This window comes from Micromonospora musae (assembly GCF_003626635.1).
Taxonomy (GTDB): domain Bacteria; phylum Actinomycetota; class Actinomycetes; order Mycobacteriales; family Micromonosporaceae; genus Micromonospora; species Micromonospora musae.
The window spans coordinates 125220-142936 of sequence record NZ_RAZT01000002.1 but is presented as its reverse complement, the minus strand read 5'-3'; the positions used below and the strand labels follow the sequence as shown (position 1 = coordinate 142936).

Here is a 17717-nt window from a genome sequence, read left to right as displayed (position 1 = left end):
TGCGGCCTGGTGGGCTTGTGGTGGCGGCGCGCGGCTTCGGCGGGACCGGCCCGAGCATCGACGCCGCGCGCCCGGCGCGGCTACCTATGCAGGCGTGCCAAGCACGTCGGGTTTGACGCCGCGGCGAATCAGCCACAAGGTAGGCGGCCAGGCGACCAGGAGGCCGATGAGCAGCCCGATCTGGACCATGAGCCAGAACACCGGACTGCTGGGCCGAAGGGTCTCGTGGAAGACAAAATGTTCCGCCAGCACCAGCCAGGCTATTAGCGCGAACTCGAAGAAGGACACGCTCAGCAGATCGCCGGCGAAGAACTTCCGCATCGCGGCCAGCGCTCGTCGGCCACCCGTGCGAGCCTCGGTGGCGTATCGGAATGCGATTCCGATCGCCACTGCGCCCAGATAGTCCCCGACGAATTCGGGCCACCGGGCACTACCGAATATCTCGAGGTCAAGGCTGAAGACGGTAACCGTCGCAATGATGGCGCCCAGGGTGCAGTGTGTCGCACAGTGAAACGTCTCGATCACTCCGGCGGCGTGTCGCGACCTCTTGGGCGGGTTGCCGTACCGCTCCAGCCACCGGCGAGATTGGGGTCTACCCCATTTGTGGTAGGTCAGCACGGCTGCCGGGCCGAAGTAGAGCGCGGTGGTCGGCCAGACTATCTCCATTACCCTGGACGGCTGACGATATCGGAGAACAACGTGGTCGACGACGATGGCCGCGGTGCTGGCGAATCCCACGGAGAGCGCTGCCCACGAGAGCATCACGAGCCATGTCGGTTGCACGCTCATCTCCGTTCGGCCGCGCACTGAGCTGCATCTCGGCGATCACCGTGAAGTACGCAGGCTGGTTCCTGCGTCGAGGCCCGGCGCGCCGGCGACCATTACCCACTGCAACCGGTCGCACACGCGGTAGGCGTGCGGCTGCGGCGGGCAGGGAAAGGAGACACCGGCCACGGGCCCCGGCGCGGACGGTGGAGCCTCGGAGTTGACCTCGGTAGGGTGGTTCCCGGTCGGCTCCGACCGCCAAGATCCACACCTGGGGGGCGCCTCGCATGGGCGATTCGTTCGCGCATCTGCACGTACACACCGAGTACTCGATGCTCGACGGAGCGGCCCGACTCAAGGACCTGTTCGCCGAGGTCAGCCGGCAGGAGATGCCGGCGGTGGCGATGACCGACCACGGCAACATGCACGGCGCCAACGACTTCTACAAGCAGGCGATGGCCGCCGGGGTCAAGCCGATCCTCGGCGTCGAGGCGTACGTCGCGCCGGAGTCACGCTTCCACAAGCAGCGGGTCAAGTGGGGTCGCCCGGAGCAGAAGAGCGACGACGTCTCCGGTAACGGCGCGATCACCCACATGACCATGTGGGCGCAGAACAAGACCGGGCTGCACAACCTCTTCAAGCTCAACTCGCGCGCCTCCATGGAGGGCCACTACGTCAAGTGGCCCCGGATGGACATGGAGCTGATCGCCGAGTACGCCCAGGGGATCATGGCCACCACCGGCTGCCCCTCCGGCGCCGTGCAGACCCGGCTGCGGCTCGGGCAGTTCGACGAGGCGCTCAAGGTCGCCGGCGCATACCAGGACATCTTCGGCAAGGAGAACTACTTCCTGGAGCTGATGGACCACGGCCTGGACATCGAGAAGCGGGTCCGCGACGGGCTGATCGAGGTCGGCCGGAAGCTCGACATCCCGCCGGTGATCACCAACGACTCGCACTACACCACCGAGTCGCAGGCCGAGGCGCACGACGTGCTGCTCTGCGTGCAGACCGCCAGCAACATCGCCGACCCCAACCGGTTCCGCCTCGAGGGCGGCGGCTACTACATCAAGTCCGCCGACGAGATGCGCGGGGTCAACACCTCGGAGCTCTGGCTTGAGGGCTGCCGCAACACCCTGCTGGTGGCCGAGAAGGTCGACCCGGCGGGCATGTTCGAGTTCCACAACCTGATGCCCCGCTTCCCGGTCCCGGAGGGGGAGACCGAGGAGTCCTGGTTCCGCAAGGAGACCTTCGCCGGCCTGCACCGCCGCTACCCGAACGGAATTCCGGAGGGGCACCTCAAGCAGGCCGAGTACGAGCTGGGCGTCATCAACCAGATGGGCTTCCCGTCGTACTTCCTCGTGGTCGCGGACTTCATTCAGTGGGCGAAGAGCCAGGGCATCGCGGTCGGCCCCGGCCGTGGCTCGGCCGCCGGCTCGCTGGTGGCGTACGCGCTCGGCATCACCGACCTGGACCCGATCCCGCACGGGCTGATCTTCGAGCGGTTCCTCAACCCCGAGCGCGTCTCGATGCCGGACGTCGACATCGACTTCGACGAGCGCCGGCGCGGTGAGGTGATCAAGTACGTCACCGACAAGTGGGGCGAGGACAAGGTCGCGCAGATCGCCACCTTCGGCACGATCAAGGCGAAGGCCGCGATCAAGGACTCGGCCCGGGTGCTCGGCTTCCCGTACGCGGTCGGCGACCGGATCACCAAGGCGATGCCCCCGGCGGTGATGGGCAAGGACATCCCGCTCACCGGCATCTTCGACCCGAAGCACCCCCGGTACGCCGAGGCCGGTGAGATCCGCGGCCTCTACGAGTCCGACCCGGACGTCAAGAAGGTCATCGACACCGCGAAGGGCATCGAGGGGCTGATCCGGCAGACCGGCGTGCACGCCGCCGGCGTCATCATGTCCGCCGAGCCGATCATCGATCACATCCCGCTGATGCGCCGGGACTCCGACGGGGTCATCATCACCCAGTTCGACTACCCGACGTGCGAGTCGCTCGGGCTGTTGAAGATGGACTTCCTCGGCCTGCGCAACCTGACGATCATCGACGACGCGGTCAAGAACATCGAGCTCAACCACGGCAAGGAGCTGGACCTGCTGGCCCTGCCGCTGGACGACAAGGCCGCCTACGAGCTGCTGGCCCGGGGCGACACGCTGGGCGTGTTCCAGCTCGACGGCGGGCCGATGCGCTCGCTGCTGCGGCTGATGAAGCCGGACAACTTCGAGGACATCTCCGCCGTTCTGGCGCTCTACCGGCCCGGCCCGATGGGCGTCGACTCGCACACCAACTACGCGCTGCGCAAGAACGGCCTCCAGGAGATCACCCCGATCCATCCGGAGCTGGAGGAGCCGCTGCGGGAGATCCTCGCCCCCACCTACGGCCTGATCGTCTACCAGGAGCAGGTGCAGCGCGCCGCGCAGATCCTCGCTGGCTACACCCTCGGCCAGGCCGACCTGCTGCGCCGGGCGATGGGCAAGAAGAAGAAGGAGATCCTCGACAAGGAGTTCGTGCCGTTCCGCGACGGCTGCCGCGAGCGCGGCTACTCCGACGAGGCGATCCAGGCGGTGTGGGACGTGCTCGTCCCGTTCGCCGGCTACGCCTTCAACAAGGCGCACTCCGCCGCGTACGGGCTGGTCTCCTACTGGACCGCGTACCTCAAGGCGCACTACCCGGCCGAGTACATGGCGGGGCTGCTGACCAGCGTCGGCGACGACAAGGACAAGATGGCGCTCTACCTCTCCGAGTGCCGGCGGATGCGGATCCAGGTGCTGCCCCCGGACGTGAACACCTCCGCGGGCCCGTTCACCCCGGTCGGCAAGGACATCCGCTTCGGGCTGGCCGCGGTGCGCAACGTCGGCGCGAACGTGGTCGCCTCGATCATGCGGTGCCGCGACGAGAAGAGCGCCTACGCCGACTTCTACGACTTCCTCTCGAAGGTGGACGCGGTCGCCTGCAACAAGAAGACCATCGAATCGCTGATCAAGGCCGGTGCGTTCGACTCGCTCGGGCACAGCCGCAAGGGGCTGCTCCAGGTGCACGCGGACGCCATCGACGCGTACGCCGACGTCAAGCGCAAGGAGGCCACCGGCCAGTACGACCTGTTCGGCGCGGGCTTCGGCGACGTGGAGACCACCACCAGCGTCAACGTCATGCCGGTGATCGGCGAGAGTGAGTGGGACAAGCGCGACAAGCTCGCCTTCGAACGGGAGATGCTCGGCCTCTACGTCTCCGACCACCCCCTCTTCGGCCTGGAGCACATCCTCAACGCGGCGGCGGACACCACCATCACCGCCCTCGCCGAGGAGGGCGCGGTGCCGGACGGGGCGGTCGTCACCCTCGCCGGGATCCTCTCCGGCGTGCAGCGCCGGGTCACCAAGCAGGGGCGGGCGTGGGCCTCGGCGACCCTCGAGGACCTCGCGGGTGGCGTGGAGACGCTCTTCTTCCCGAACACCTACGAGGTGATCGGCCAGTACATCGCCGAGGACGCGATCGTGGTGGTGAAGGGGCGGGTGGACCGCCGCGACGACACGCCGCGCATCATGGCGATGGACATGTCGATGCCGGACGTCAGCACCAGCGCGGCGAACAAGCCCGTCACCCTCACCATCCCGGTGACCCGGTGCACCCCGCCCCTGGTCGAGCGGCTCAAGGAGACGCTGGTGCTGCACCCCGGCGACGCCGAGGTGCACGTCAAGCTCCTCAACGGCAGCAAGACCACGACCCTGCGGCTCGGTCCGTTCCGGGTGGCGGCCACCACCGCCCTGATGGCCGACCTGAAGAGCGTCCTCGGCCCGGCGAACGTGAGCTGACCGCCCCGGCCCCCGCTGACGTCGATCATGAGGTTTGCGGCGAAGTCGATCACCGTCGGCGCCGCAAACCTCATGATCGACGCGGGTTGCCGGGGGCGGGGCGGCCGGGTCAGCCTCGCCGGCCGTAGGCGAGGCGGCGGAGCAGGACTTCCGCCGGCCCGCGCCGGGCCCGGCGGTGCATCAGGTACGCGCCGACCAGCGTGCCCAGCCAGACCAGCAGCGCGCTGCCGGCCGCGACGAAGGTGGGGCTGCCGAGCCGGTCCCCGAGCGCGAGGGCGTACGGGGAGGCCAGCACCAGCCAGGCGACGGACTGCACCAGGTAGCCGCTGAGTGAGCGCCGGCCCAGCGCGGCGAGCGCGGTGACGGGCAGCTGCCGCCGGGAGGCCGCCGACCAGCTCGACACCCGCAGCGCGAGCAGGCCGAAGAGGCAGCCGTAGCCGATGCCGCCGAAGAAGCCGGCCGTCTCGTAGAGCATCTTGGCGTACCCGGCGGTGTCGGCGTCGGCGTGCAGGAAGCCAGCGGCGAGCAGGCCCATCGGCAGGCCGCCCAGGACGGCCACGGTGAGCCCGACGGTGGCACCCCGGCGCAGCAGGCGGCGGTGCTTCGCCGGCTCGTCGAGCAGCCGGCGGCGGGCCGCCCAGGCGCCGATCCAGATGAACAGGATCATCGGGAGCATGCTGAGCACGGTCGCCGGCCGCTCGCCCACCCGGGCCGCGAGCGACGCGCCGTAGCTGGGCTCCGTCACCGACGGGAAGTCGCTGGTCGGCACGCCGGCCGCGCCGCCGGACCCCGTCGCCAGGCCGTGCAGCACCAGCGCGGCGAGGCCGAGGACGTAGAGGGCGGCGAGGATCAGGTACCCGGGCGCGAGGCGGTGGACCCGGTCGCCGCGCCGGAGCAGGAGCACGGTGAACGCGATCCCGATGAGGCCGTACGCGCCGAGCACGTCACCGGAGTAGAGCAGCACGCCGTGCGCCAGGCCGAAGGCGAAGAGCCAGGCGTTGCGGCGCAGCAGCAGCGCGCGCACCTTCCCCGGTGGGCGTCCGGCCTCGTCCTGGTGGCGGGCGAACTGGACGAGGCCGTAGCCGAACATCAGGGCGAAGAGCGGTAGCGCGCGGGCGTGCACGAAGAGGAAGAGGAAGACGTTCCAGACCCGCTCGGGGCCGTGCGGCGTCGGGTCCACCCCCGGGGTCGAGGCCAGGAACACCCCCGTGGCGTTGGCCAGCGCGATGAGCAGCAGCATGGCGCCGCGGGCCAGGTCCGGCGCGAGGATCCGTCTCCCGCCCGAGACCGGTGGCGCCGCCCGTTCCCCGGTGCGCGCCTGCACGTCGAGAGTCATCGTCTCCCCCTCTTCCGGTTGGAAGCACTAACCATACGCCCTAAACTATATGGCGTAAACAAAGTCGCGTCGGGGCGCGGCCCCGCCCCGGCGCTGAGCGATGATGGGGGCTCGGCTCGGACCCGAATGGAGGTGGCTGCCGGTCATGGGCGACGAGATTCCGGTGGGGCTGGCCCGGCTGTGGCGACTGCCGGCGGAGTCCCGCCTCGGCCGACCGGCCGCCCTCGACGTCGACCAGGTCGTCCAGGCCGCCGTGGCGCTGGCCGACCGCGACGGGCTTGCGGGCGTCACCCTCGGCAAGATCGCCAAGGAGCTGGGGGTCACCTCGATGTCCCTCTACCGGTACGTCGGCTCCAAGGAGGAGCTGCTCGTGCTGATGGGCGACGCGGCCACCGGCCCCGCACCGGAGCTCCCGGCCGGCCCCGGCGGCTGGCGGGCCGCCCTGCACGCCTGGGCGTACGCCCTCCGGGCCGTGCATGCCCGCCACGCCTGGCTGCCCCACCTGCCGATCAGCGGCCCACCCAGCGGCCCGAACGCGATCAGCTGGATGGACGCCTGCCTGACCGCCCTCCGCGACACCGCCCTCGACTGGGGCGCGAAGGTCGGCATCCTGACCCTGCTCTCCGGCTACGTGCGCAGCTCCTCCCAACTGCGGGTGGACATGGCCGAGGGGCGGCGGGAGAGCGGCCTCGACCAGCCCCAGGTCGAGCAGGAGTACGGCCGGGCGCTGGCGGGCCTCGTCGACGCCGAGCGCTTCCCCGAGGTCGCCGCGCTCTTCACCTCCGGGCTCTTCGAACAGCCGCCCGCCGACGACCCCGACCAGGCCGACTTCGACGTCGGACTCGACCTGATCCTCGACGGGGTCGCCGCCGCGATCAGCGCCGCCGCGCGAGCCTGACCGGCCACCCGCCAGGGCGCAGGCCGCCGGCCGCGCTTTGGCCATCCACCGCGCCGGCCCGCGCGGCTAGCGTCGGCCACATGGAACTCGACACCGCGCAGAAGCTGTGGCAGCCGGAGCCCGGTTGGCTGAACACCGCCAGCTACGGGCTGCCGCCCGAGCCGGCGTGGGCCGCCCTGCAGGAGGCACTCGCCGACTGGCGGGTGGGGCGTACCTCCTGGGAGGGGTGGGGCGAGTCCGTCGACAGGTCCCGGGCCGCCTTCGCCCGGCTGATCGGCGGCGTGCCCGCCCGGGACGTGGCCATCGGCGCCAGCGCCTCCCAGCTGCTCGCGCCCGTGGCGGCGGCGCTGCCCGCCGGGGCCACCGTGGTGGTGCCCGACGTGGAGTTCACCTCCAACCTCTTCCCCTGGCTGGTGCAGGCCGAGCGCGGTGTTCAGGTGCGCACGGTGCCGCTCGCCGGGCTGGTCGACGCGATCGACGCCGACACCGACCTGGTCGCGTTCAGCCTCGTGCAGTCCGCCGACGGCACGATCGCCGCGTACGACGAGATCGTGGCCGCGGCCAGGGCGTACGGCGCGCAGGTCGTGGTGGACGCCACCCAGGCCGCCGGCTGGCTGCCCTTCGACGGCACCCGGGCCGACGTGGTGGTGGCCGCGGCCTACAAGTGGCTGATGGGGCCGCGCGGGGCGGCGCTGGCCTACCTGGCCCCGGCGCTGCGCGAGCGGCTGCGACCCGACGCGGCCGGCTGGTACGCGGGCGACGACCCGCACGCCTCCTACTACGGGCCGCCGCTGCGGCTGGCCGACGACGCCCGCCGGTTCGACATCTCCCCGGCCTGGTTCAGCTGGGTCGGTCTCGCGCCCGCCATGGAGCTGCTCCTCGACATCGGGCTGCCGGCGATCCGGGCGCACGACGTGGCGCTCGCCAACCGGCTGCTCACCGGGCTCGGCCGGACGCCGGGGGAGAGCGCCATCGTGACCGTCGAGGTGCCGGACGCGCAGGAGCGGCTGGCCCGGGCCGGCGTCCGCGCGGCGGTGCGGGCTGGTCGGATCCGCGCCTCGTTCCACCTCTACTCGACCGACGAGGACGTCGACCTGGCCCTGGCGGCGCTGCTGGACTGACCGCCGGTACGCCCTCCGACGCGCGGACCCGGCGTCCCGGCTCTCCGGGCGCCCGTGGTGGGCCCGGCCGAGGCGCACCCCGAACCGGGTGGGTCCCGCACATGCGACCAGGCATCGATGTGGGTGAGTTGCCCGGACGGGCCGCCGGACAGTCGGTGCCGGGCGCTCGATGTGGCGGATGGAGCCGTGTCGATGCCCGGGAATGTGTGGGACATCGACATGGCTCGACTCATGTGCGCCGCCGTACGTTTCCTGAACGCGACGGCCATGTGACGACTGTCACCCATCCGACCGTCGCCGGAGACGTCGGAGGAGATGGCGATGGCCGGGCAAGCGCTCCTGTCGGCTCGCGGGCTGACCCGCGACTTCCGGGGCTTCCGGGCGGTCGACGGCGTCGACCTCGACATCGCGCCGGAGACCGTCCACGCGCTCGTCGGCCCCAACGGCGCCGGCAAGACGACCCTGTTCAACCTGCTCACCGGCTTCCTGCGCCCCACCGCCGGGCGCATCGAACTGGCCGGCCGGGACGTCACCGGGCTGCCCCCGGAGCAGGTGGCCCGCCTCGGTGTCGCCCGCTCGTTCCAGATCACCAGCCTCTTCCCCCAACTCACCGCCGGAGAGCACGTCGAGCTGGCGTTGCAGTCGCCCAGCGGGCTCGGCTGGCGGTTCTGGCGGTCGGCGAAGCTGATGGCCCGCTACCACGACCGCGCCGCCGAACTGCTCGACATGGTCGGGCTCGCCGACCTCACCCACGCCCCCGCCGAGGCCCTCGCGTACGGGCGCAAACGGGCCCTCGAACTGGCCATCGCGCTCGCCCTGGACCCGAAGGTGCTGCTGCTCGACGAGCCCACCGCCGGCATGGGGCTGGAGGACGTCGACCGCACCGTCGAACTGATCGCCCGGGTGCGCCCGGGCCGCACCGTGGTGATGGTCGAGCACAACATGAGCGTGGTCGGCCGCCTCGCCGACACCGTCACCGTGCTCCAGGCCGGAAAAGTCCTCGTCGAGGGCCCGTACGACGAGGTCCGCGCCGACGAGCGGGTCATCACCGCCTACCTGGGAGCCACCGATGCTGCGCATTGACAACCTCAGCGCCTGGTACGGCGAGGCGCAGGTGCTGCGGGACGTCAGCCTCGACGTCGCCGCCGGTGAGGTGGTGACCCTGGTGGGTCGCAACGGCGCCGGCAAGTCCACCCTGCTGCGCTGCGTCATGGGGCTGCACCCCGGGCAGCGGGGCACTGTCGAGCTGGACGGACGCGACATCGGTCGGCTGCCGGCGTACCGGCGGGCCCGGCTCGGGCTCGGCTGGGTGCCGGACGACCGGGGCAGCTACGCCACGCTCAGCGTCGCGGAGAACCTCACACTGCCGCCCACCGTCGGCCCCGACCCGTGGCCGCTGGAGCGGGTGTACGAGGCGTTCCCCGCCCTGCACCAGCGGCGGGACTCGGCCGCCACCACCCTCTCCGGCGGTGAGCAGCAGATGCTCGCCCTGGCCCGGGTGCTGCGCATGGGCGCCCGGCTGCTGCTCTGCGACGAACCGACCGAGGGGCTCTCCCCACTGCTGGTGCGGCAGGTCGGCGACCTGCTACACGAGGCCAAGCGGCACGGGGTCACCGTGCTGCTGGTCGAGCAGAACCTGCACTTCGCCACCGGCGTCGCCGACCGGCACTACCTGCTGGCCGAGGGGCGCGTCGTGGAGGCGATGGAGAACTCCGAGGTGCGTTCGCGGGAGCGCGAACTGCTGTCGTACCTCGGGATCTGACGTCGACTGCTGACCGCGTTCCGGCGCGGATGGAGGGAATGGCATGCGTAGGACCGTGGGTGTGGCCGCGGCGTCGGCCACCGTGCTGCTGATCACCGGCTGCGGTGGCGGCGGCCCCCAGTCGGGCGGCGACCAGAAGCTGACCGGCGACAAGATCGTGCTGGGGGTGCTGAACGACCAGTCCGGCGCGTACTCCGAGCTGTCCGGGCGGAACTCGGTGAAGGCCGTGGAGATGGCCATCGCCGACTTCAAAGCCAAGCACGGCGACCAGGCGGTCACCGAGGACATCACCGTGGAGACCGCCGACCACCAGAACAAGCCGGACGTCGCCAACAGCAAGGCCGCCGAGATGTACGACCGCAAGGGCGTCGACCTCATCCTCGACGTGCCCACCTCCTCGGCCGCGCTGAAGGTCGCCGACGTGGCCAAGGAGAAGAAGAAGCTCTACTTCAACATCGGCGCCGCCACCACCGAGCTGACCGGCAAGAGCTGCAACAAGTACACGTTCCACTACGCGTACGACACGTACATGCTCGCCAACGGCACCGGCCGGGTGACCACCGAGCAGGTGGGCAAGAACTGGTACATCCTCTACCCGAACTACGCCTTCGGGCAGGACATGGAGAAGAGCTTCTCCGCCGCCATCACCGCCGCCGGCGGGCAGGTCGTCGGCAAGGACGGCGCGCCCTTCCCGAACACCAGCGGCGACTACTCGACGTACCTGCTCAAGGCGCCGGGCCTGAACCCGAAGCCGCAGGTGCTCGGCACCATGCAGGCCGGCGCCGAGCTGGTCAACGTGGTGAAGCAGTACAACGAGTTCAAACTGCGAGACAAGGGTGTCGGCCTCGCCGTCGGCCTGATGTTCATCACCGACATCCACTCGCTCACCCCGGCCGCGCTCGCCGGCACCACCTACACCGATGCCTGGTACTGGAACTTCGACCAGACCAACCGCGAATTCGCCGACCGGTTCCAGAAGGAGACGGGCACCCGGCCCTCCTTCGCCCACGCCGCCAACTACTCGGCGGCCATGCAGTACCTGGAGGCCGTGCAGGCCGCCGGCACCGACGACGCGGACACCGTGGTCAAGGGGCTGGAGGGCAAGGAGGTCAACGACGTCTTCCTGCGCAACGGCAAGATCCGCGCCGAGGACCACCGGGTCATCCACGACGCGTACCTGGCGCAGGTCAAGCCGCAGGCCGAGGTCACCGAGCCGTGGGACTACGTCAAGGTGCTCGAGACCATCCCGGCGGCGGAGGCGTTCGCCGCCCCCTCGCCGGACTGCAAGCTGTGAGCGCGAGGAGTGAGCCGGTTCTGCGAGCCCCGCAGTCGCGAACGAGGGCGGCACGATGACCGGCTTCCTGCAGAACACGTTCAACGGGCTGGTGAGCGGGGCGTTCTACGCCCTGCTCGCCCTCGGGCTCGCCGTCATCTTCGGCATGCTGCGGGTGGTGAACTTCGCCCACGGCGCGTTCTACATGCTCGGCGCCTTCGGCGCGTACGTGCTGCTCAGCGAGGCGGGCGTGCCGTTCTGGGCGGCGCTGGTCATCATGCCGCTCGGGCTCGGCCTGCTCGGCATGGCGCTGGAACGGGCGGTCGTCCACCGGCTCACCCGGCTCGATCCGCTCTACAACTTCCTGCTCACCTTCGGTCTGACGCTGATCCTCCAGGACCTGGTCAAATCCCGGTACGGCGTGCAGTCCAGCCCGTACGCCACCCCGTCGGCGCTCAGCGGCTCGGTCGACTTCGGGCTCTTCGACTTCCCGACCTACCGGGTCTTCATCCTCGGCTTCGCCGTGCTGGTCTGCGTCGCCGTGTGGTGGACACTGACCCGGACCCGGGTCGGCATGGTCGTCCGCGCGGCCACCGAGCGGCCCGAACTCACCCCGGCGTTCGGCATCAACGTCGGACGCTGGGTCACCCCCGTCTTCGGCTTCGGCATCGCGCTCGCCGGGCTCGCCGGGGTGCTCGCCGCGCCGATGCGGGCCGTCAACCCGCTGATGGGCGCCGACTTGATCATCGTGGTCTTCGCCGTGGTGGTGATCGGTGGGCTCGGCTCCATCTTCGGCTCCGTCGCCGCCGGCTTCGGCATCGGCCTCGTCCAGGCGTGGGGCGAGGCGTACCTCTCCAGCTTCCCGATCGTCTCCCAGACGATCGTCTTCGTCGTGATGGCCGTCGTGCTGCTCTGGCGCCCGGCCGGGCTCTTCGGCCGTGAGGAGGCACCGGCATGACCAGCACCGTCGACACCCCCGCCGCGCAGGCCGGCCGGCCCACGCCACCGTCCGGCCTGGTGGCCGCGGCCCGCGCTCCCCGCTGGGTCCGGTACGCGCTGCTCGCCGTCGGACTGGTCGCCGCGCTGTGGCTGCCGAACGGGCTCTACCCGGCCGTGGCGGTGGACATCCTCTGCTGGGCGCTCTTCGCCGTCGCCGTGGACCTGCTGCTCGGCTTCACCGGGCTGATGTCCTTCGGGCACGCCGCCTTCTGGGGCGCCTCCGCGTACGTCACCGGACTCGTGGCCATCCACGCCGGGCTGCCGTTCCCGGCCGCCGTACTGGCCGGGGCGCTCGCCGCGGCGCTGCTCGCCGTGCCCATCGGCTACCTCGCGGTGAAGCGGACCGGCATCTACTTCGCCATGGTCACCCTGGCGTTCGCGCAGATGGTCTACTACGTGGCCAACGAGTGGCGGTCGGTGACCCAGGGCGAGAACGGCCTGCAAGGCGTGCCCCGATCCCTCTTCGGGCTGGACCTGACCGACGACTACTACTTCTACTACGCGATCCTGCCGATCGTGCTGCTCGGCCTCGCCGCCGCCTGGCGGATCGTGCACTCGCCCTTCGGCCGGGTGCTCGTCGGCATCCGGGACAACCCGGCCCGCGCCCGGGCGCTCGGATACCCCGTACACCGGTACAAGCTCACTGCGTTCGTCCTCTCCGGCTTCATCGCCGGACTCGGCGGTGGACTCTTCGCCGTCGGGCACCGCTTCGTCTCCCTCGACGTGCTGCACTGGACGACCTCCGGCAAAGCCGTCATCGTCGTGGTGCTCGGCGGGATCGGCACGCTCTGGGGTGCGGTGCTCGGCGCGGCCCTCGTCGTACGGCTGGAGGACTGGCTCTCCTTCTCCGGCTTCGAGGCGATCGGCCTGGTCACCGGCGGCATCTTCGTCCTCGTCGTACTGCTCTTCCGGCGCGGCATCTGGGGAAGCGCGGTCGTCCTGGCCCGGCGTTGGCTGGCCCGCAGCCAGCGCTGACGCCTCCCCGGGGTGGTGCTCGGCGTCCGGTGTTCAGCGCTGCGACCCCGGGCCGCGCGTCGGCGCTCGCCGCTTGCGGGCGTTCGTCGCTTGGGGGCTTTCGCCGCTTGCTTGCGGCCAGCCCGGGGTGGTCTGGTTCGCCTTGCTCTGCACCCTGATACGCGCCGGTCCGCGTCGCGCAGCGTTTGAGGCGGTCTTGCTCTGCGCCTGGTCTTGCTCTGCGGTCGGTCTTGCTCTGCATCCCGATACGCGCCGTTCCGCTCCCGGTCCTGCCTCGGCGCCGCGGCTGGATACGCCGCTGGCCGGCACCCGTGTGGGGTGCCGGCCAGCGGTCAGGTGTTGCTTTGTGGTTGTCAGCTGTTCCAGTACTGGCTCACCAGGTCGGCGGCCTGCTGCTCCCACTGGGCGTAGGCGTCGGGGTAGGCGGAGACCTGGACGGTCTGGGCGGCGTCGGTCAGCGGCATGTCCTGCCAGCCGTCGACCTGCTTGAGGCCCTTGAGGAACGCGGTGGTGGAGTACTGCGGGTCGGTGATCTGCTCCGGCGTACCCCAACCCGAGGTCGGGCGCTGCTGGAACAGGCCCAGCGAGTCGTGGTCGTTGGCGTCACCCAGGTGACCCAGGTTGTGCAGCTTCGACTCCTGCAGGCTCGTCGCGATGGAGATGACCGCGGCCCGCTCGTTCATGTCCGACTTCTTCGTGGCGGCGATGATCGCCTTCACATTGGCCGTCTGCTCGTCGTTCAGGTCGATGCGGGACTGGGTGCCGTGGGTGCCGTTGGGCATCAGCTTGCCCTTGTCCACGCCCGGCTTGTCAGCCTGCACGACAGCGACGGGCTTGGTGTCGATGGTGGGGGTGGCGGCGTGGGCGGCGACGGGGCCGCCGATGACACCACCGGCGAACGCGAGACCAGCGATACCGAGAACGCTCTTACGCATGATCGTGTTCATGTCAAAGCTCCTTCGGGGGTGATGACCCACACCCGGGGGGGTGTGCAGGTCAGCGCCACGCTCGGGCGCTTCACAGAAAGGGGGGAAAGTCTGAGTGGGCGCTTGCGCGAGAGGGGGTTCGCGGGGCCCGGTGTCCCGGGGCGAAGTTGGGGGGCTTCACCGCGCCGGGACGGTGTTCAACGGTCGACGGCCCGCCATCATTCCCGGCGACATGCCCGGGGGGCTTGGTGACTGACCGTGGTCCGCCGCGACCCGGGAGGGGGTTGTGCGGCGGGACCGTGTTCAACGACCGGCGGCCCACCGTCATTCCCGGGGGCCTTTGCCGTGCCCGGCCCGGTCGGATGCGCTACCGGGCGGCGGGCTGCTACCTCGGCCGTCGGGGGTGTTCAACGCCCGCGGCCCGGCCACGATTCCGGCCTGAGGATGCCACCGGTCACACCCCGAAACCGCCCGGAACCGCCCAGCGTGGGTGGCCGCGTGCCAGGTCGTGTGGCCGCGAACCGGACACTGTCCGCCAATCACCCCAGGCGCCGCTCGTGATCGACTCGGGGTCCTTGAAGTCGGCGCATCACGCGGCCGGGACAGCCCGACATCAGGGAAACCGAGTCGATCATCCGCGCGCATGGGGTGGTCGGGATGATGTGTCCGGTTCGCGCGCCTGGGGGCGGCGGGGTAGTGCCCAGCGACCGGGCCTCCGGCCGGGGGTGCCCAGCGACCGGGCTCTGCCTGGGGGCGCCGGCCCGATCCGCGCGAAGGTCCGTTCGAGGGCCCGCGCGGCCGCGAACCGGACACTGTTCACCAATCACCCTAGGCGCCGCTCGTGATCGACTCGGGGTCCTTGAAGTCGGGGCATCACGCGGCCGGGACAGCCCGACATCAAGGAAGCCGAGTCGATCGTCGGCGCGCACGGGGCGATGAGCGCGATGTGTCCGGTTTGTGTGCCTGGGTGCGGCGGGTAGTGCCCAGCGCCGGGCCCTGCCCGGGGGTGCCGGCCCGATCCGCCGAAGGTCCATTCGAGGGCCGGTGCGGACGAAGTCGGGGCATCACGCGGCCGGGACAGCCCGACATCAAGAAAACCGAGTCGATCATCGGTACACACGGGGCGATGAACGCGATGTGTCCGGGTTGCGCGCCTGGGGGCGGCGGGTAGTTGCCCAGCGACCGGGCTCTGCGCGGGGATGCCGGCCTGAGTCCGCGCGAAGGTCCATTCGAGGGCCCGTGCGGGCCGCAAACCGGACACCGTTCGCCAATCAGCCCAGGCAATGCCGGTGATCGACTCGGGTTCCATGAAGTCGGGGCATTACGCGGCCAGGACACCCCGACATCGAGGAAGCCGAGTCGATCACCGGCCCAGCGGGCGATCAGTGTCAGATGTCGGTTCTGTGGGCCCTCGCTGGGCGGGTGGTGGCGTTCCGGGGTCGAGAGTTGCCGGGATTGGAAACCCGGTGCGGGCCGTGACGCGGGACACTAACGATACGGATCGGTTCCGTATCGTTAATCGGCGTCGTAGGCTGACGGGCGTTTCGAGTATGGCCCGTATCGTATTTGTGCGGGAACTAACCGGGGGGAATGACGGACATGGAGATCCGCGACAACACGGGCCACCCGAGGAGGTGGGCGATCCTCGGGGTGCTGGTGATCAGCCTCCTCGTGGTGGTCCTCGACAACACGATTCTCAACGTCGCGCTGCGTACGCTCGCCGACCCGGTGCACGGTCTGGGCGCCAGTCAGGGCCAGCTGGAGTGGGCGATCAACTCGTACACCCTGGTCTTCGCCGGGCTGCTCTTCACCTTCGGCGTGCTGGGGGACCGCGCTGGCCGGAAGCGCTTCCTGCTGATCGGGCTGGTGGTCTTCGGTCTGTCGTCGCTGGCTTCGGCGTACGCGCAGAGCCCCGGACAGCTGGTCGCGGCCCGCGCCCTGATGGGTATCGGTGGCGCGGCGATCATGCCCGCGACGCTCTCGATCATCTCGAACGTCTTCGACCCGCGGGAGCGGGGCCGGGCGATCGGCGTCTGGGCCGGCGCCGTCGGTCTCGCCGTGGCGATCGGCCCGGTGCTCGGCGGAGCGCTGCTGGAGAACTTCTGGTGGGGCTCGGTCTTCCTGATCAACGTCCCGGTCATCGTGGTCGGCGTGATCCTCGTGGCACTCCTGGTGCCCGAGTCGCGGGACCCGAAGCCGGGCCGGATCGACGTCTTCGGCGTGCTGCTGTCCGTCGTCGGTCTCGTCGGGCTGACGTACGGCATCATCGACGGCGGCGAGCACGGCTTCGGCCGGCCGCTGGTGTGGGTGGCGATCCTGGGCGGCGTGGCGGTGCTCGCCTGGTTCATCGCGGTCGAGCGGCGCAGCAGCCACCCGTCGCTGGACGTCCGGCTCTTCAAGGTGCCGCAGTTCGCGGGGCCGGTCGCCATCATCGGCCTGATCTTCTTCGCCGCGATGGGCGTGATGTTCTTCGGCTCGTTCTACCTGCAGTTGGTACGGGGCTACACCCCGCTGGAGACCGGCCTGCTCTTCCTGCCCTTCGCCGGCGCCCAGCTGATCTTCGCCCCGCGTAGCGCGGCGATGGTCCGCCGGTACGGCGGCAAGGCGGTCGCGGTGGTCGGTCTGACGCTGACCGTGATCTCGCTGGCGGCGTTCGCCTTCATCGACGCGAAGACCCCGATCTGGATCGTGCTGATCTTCTACTTCATCCAGGGCGTCGGGATGGCCAACATCATGCCGCCCGCCACCGAGTCGATCATGTCGTCGCTGCCCCGGGAGAAGGCCGGTGTCGGTTCGGCGATCAGCAACACGATCCGGCAGGTGGGTGGCGCGCTCGGCGTGGCGGTGCTGGGTTCGGTGCTGTCGGCCGTCTACCGCGGCGACGTCGAGCCGGCCCTGAACGGCCTGCCGGCCCAGGCCCGGGACGCCGCGACGGAGTCCATCTCCGGGGCGTACGCGGCGGCGGGTGAGCTCGGGCCGGTGGCGCCGAAGGTGCTCGCGGCGGCGAACGACTCCTTCATCACCGCCATGCACTGGGCGGCGGCGCTCTCCGCGCTGATCGCCGCGCTCGGCATCGTCGTCGCGGCGCGTTGGCTGCCGGGTCGATCGGCCTCGGCCCCGGTTCGGGAGGTCACCACCACCGAACCGGAGTTGGCCGGCACCGCATAGGTTCGGCGACAATGTCCGACATGACGTCGCAAGCCGAGGCTCCGCGGTCGCCCGGGCGACCGCGGAGCACCCGCGCCGACGAGGCGATCATCGAGGCCACCCTCGACCTGCTCGCCGAGGGCGCCAAGATCGAAACGCTCTCGATCGAGGCGATCGCCAGCCGCGCGGGCGTGGGCAAGGCGACGATCTACCGCCGCTGGTCGGGCAAGGACGCGCTGCTGCGCGACGCCCTGGTCATTCTCAAGGGCACCCCGCCGACGCCGATCGGCCGCTCGGTCCGGGAGGACCTCGTGCTGCTGCTCGGCGCCGTCGGCCGCAACACCGACCCGCGGAGCGAGAAGATCATGTCCTGCCTGCTGCCCGAGGTGAACCGCAACCAGGACCGCTACGAGCTCTACCAGGGCATCGTCGAGCCGCGGCGGGCCCGGCTGCGTGAGGTACTGGAGCGCGGCATACGGACCGGCGAGCTCCGCGCCGACCTCGACGTCGAGCTGGCGCTGGCGCTACTGACCGGGCCGATGCTGATCCAGCGCGTGCTGCGCTGGCATCCCGAGCTGGACGACGACGCGCTGCCCGAGCGGGTGGTCGACGGAGTGCTGGAGGGCATCCGGGCCCGCTGAGCCGGGCCGTGCCCGGCGCACCGCGCCTGGCACACCCGCGTCTGGCGACCGGT

13 protein-coding genes are annotated in these 17717 nt (G+C 70.6%); 10 read left to right on the top strand and 3 right to left on the bottom strand.

The window, feature by feature from the left end:
• Positions 1-84: 84 nt before the first annotated feature.
• Entirely contained in the window at positions 85-789 is a 705-nt protein-coding gene (locus D7044_RS03620; RefSeq protein ID WP_120687976.1) for a DUF4396 domain-containing protein, read from the bottom strand.
• A gap of 263 nt (positions 790-1052) precedes the next feature.
• On the opposite strand from D7044_RS03620, the gene dnaE reads away from it, so the two are divergent.
• A complete protein-coding gene (gene dnaE, locus D7044_RS03615; protein ID WP_120681425.1) occupies positions 1053-4586 on the top strand; it encodes a DNA polymerase III subunit alpha in 3534 nt (1177 codons plus the stop codon).
• 109 nt (positions 4587-4695) lie between these two features.
• Here dnaE and D7044_RS03610 read toward each other — a convergent pair whose 3' ends face one another.
• Positions 4696-5922 carry a DUF418 domain-containing protein gene (locus tag D7044_RS03610; protein ID WP_120687975.1) on the bottom strand — a complete coding sequence of 409 codons (1227 nt, stop codon included), beginning with the start codon at positions 5920-5922 and terminating at the stop codon, positions 4696-4698.
• A gap of 145 nt (positions 5923-6067) precedes the next feature.
• Between D7044_RS03610 and D7044_RS03605 the strand changes: the two genes are divergently transcribed.
• From D7044_RS03605 to D7044_RS03575, 7 genes are all read left to right on the top strand, one after another.
• On the top strand, positions 6068-6820 hold the full coding sequence (locus tag D7044_RS03605; RefSeq protein WP_233564864.1) for a TetR/AcrR family transcriptional regulator: 753 nt from the start codon (positions 6068-6070) through the stop codon (positions 6818-6820).
• An 80-nt stretch (positions 6821-6900) separates the two neighbouring features.
• Positions 6901-7941 (top strand): aminotransferase class V-fold PLP-dependent enzyme, encoded by a 1041-nt coding sequence (locus D7044_RS03600; RefSeq protein ID WP_120687974.1) that lies wholly within the window; start codon positions 6901-6903, stop codon positions 7939-7941.
• A gap of 321 nt (positions 7942-8262) precedes the next feature.
• Positions 8263-9024, top strand: coding sequence for an ABC transporter ATP-binding protein (locus D7044_RS03595; RefSeq protein ID WP_120681431.1), 762 nt, complete (start codon positions 8263-8265; stop codon positions 9022-9024).
• Complete coding sequence (locus tag D7044_RS03590; RefSeq protein WP_120687973.1) at positions 9011-9703, top strand: ABC transporter ATP-binding protein; 693 nt, start codon at positions 9011-9013, stop codon at positions 9701-9703. Before D7044_RS03595 ends, D7044_RS03590 begins: the two co-directional genes overlap by 14 nt.
• A 43-nt stretch (positions 9704-9746) precedes the next feature.
• The gene (locus tag D7044_RS03585; protein ID WP_120681435.1) at positions 9747-10997 is read left to right on the top strand and encodes an ABC transporter substrate-binding protein; all 1251 of its coding nucleotides are present in this window, start codon (positions 9747-9749) and stop codon (positions 10995-10997) included.
• A 55-nt stretch (positions 10998-11052) separates the two neighbouring features.
• On the top strand, positions 11053-11934 hold the full coding sequence (locus D7044_RS03580) for a branched-chain amino acid ABC transporter permease (protein WP_120687972.1): 882 nt from the start codon (positions 11053-11055) through the stop codon (positions 11932-11934).
• On the top strand, positions 11931-12950 hold the full coding sequence (locus D7044_RS03575) for a branched-chain amino acid ABC transporter permease (RefSeq protein ID WP_120687971.1): 1020 nt from the start codon (positions 11931-11933) through the stop codon (positions 12948-12950). The genes D7044_RS03580 and D7044_RS03575 overlap by 4 nt, the downstream gene beginning before the upstream one ends.
• 353 nt (positions 12951-13303) lie before the next feature.
• Here D7044_RS03575 and D7044_RS03570 read toward each other — a convergent pair whose 3' ends face one another.
• Positions 13304-13897 carry a hypothetical protein gene (locus D7044_RS03570; protein WP_120687970.1) on the bottom strand — a complete coding sequence of 198 codons (594 nt, stop codon included), beginning with the start codon at positions 13895-13897 and terminating at the stop codon, positions 13304-13306.
• Positions 13898-15475: 1578 nt separating this feature from the next.
• On the opposite strand from D7044_RS03570, the gene D7044_RS03565 reads away from it, so the two are divergent.
• Together D7044_RS03565 and D7044_RS03560 are read left to right on the top strand one after the other, a co-directional pair.
• A complete protein-coding gene (locus tag D7044_RS03565) occupies positions 15476-17044 on the top strand; it encodes an MFS transporter (protein WP_120683982.1) in 1569 nt (522 codons plus the stop codon).
• A gap of 11 nt (positions 17045-17055) precedes the next feature.
• Positions 17056-17664 carry a TetR/AcrR family transcriptional regulator gene (locus tag D7044_RS03560; RefSeq protein ID WP_120683980.1) on the top strand — a complete coding sequence of 203 codons (609 nt, stop codon included), beginning with the start codon at positions 17056-17058 and terminating at the stop codon, positions 17662-17664.
• The last annotated feature ends 53 nt before the right edge of the window (positions 17665-17717 follow it).